Genomic DNA, 707 nt, shown 5'->3' with positions numbered 1-707 from the left:
CTATAGTCTGCAATGGATGATCTGATCAGGGACGCTTCATCGGAAGCGAAACTGATGGAAACGAGTGCAATTGCGCAGGAGCTGCAATCTTCTCTGAACGCGATCAGGTCGCGAACGATGTCGTCGATATCGTGATGTTTTTCGGCGTAATCGAGGTCGACAATCAAAAGCTTCCACTTGATTGGCGTGGCCGAAATAACTTCGAGAGCGGTGTCAAAGTCATTGATCAAATCCACCGAGCTCCGCGTCCAGACCAAGCGGCGCGCCAAGCAAGCCATACGCTCATGCGGGCACGTGGATCCGACGCAAAGGATGCGTCCGACCTTCTGACTATCCGACGGGCCTTCGTATTGCTGCCACCGGACGCTTTGATTGGTGAGCGGGTCAGACAACTTGAGCCTGGGCTGGTTTGCTGACGCGTCTTCAAGACCATTGGACCCGCCAAGCAAGCTTTTCATGCCGCCAAGATTTGATTCCCGAGCATCGAGTCCCGAGATCAGGGGCGAGGCAAACAACAACATGATCATCACGAGTGCCGCGCAGAAAAGCACAACGAACGGCCATGCAAGACTAACGATCACAACGCCATCAGACACCGCGCGCTCATCAGCCAATCTGGGAGATATCAGCAAAGAGATGGCTGCCAAAAGAACCGAAAGCCAAACCACGAATAAGACCGCTCGCCGTCCTTTCGACAGAGGACTTAG

General features: G+C 53.9%; 1 protein-coding gene. It reads right to left on the bottom strand.

Annotation, left to right across the window (positions count from 1 at the left end; translation table 11 throughout):
• On the bottom strand, positions 1–614 hold a 614-nt coding region (locus EGN72_RS00235; protein WP_158623092.1), incomplete at its 3' end, for a hypothetical protein.
• Between the last annotated feature and the right edge of the window lie 93 nt (positions 615–707).

Source organism: Pseudorhodobacter sp. E13 (assembly GCF_003991405.1).
GTDB lineage: Bacteria > Pseudomonadota > Alphaproteobacteria > Rhodobacterales > Rhodobacteraceae > Pseudorhodobacter.
This window is presented reverse-complemented; position numbering and strand designations above follow the sequence as displayed.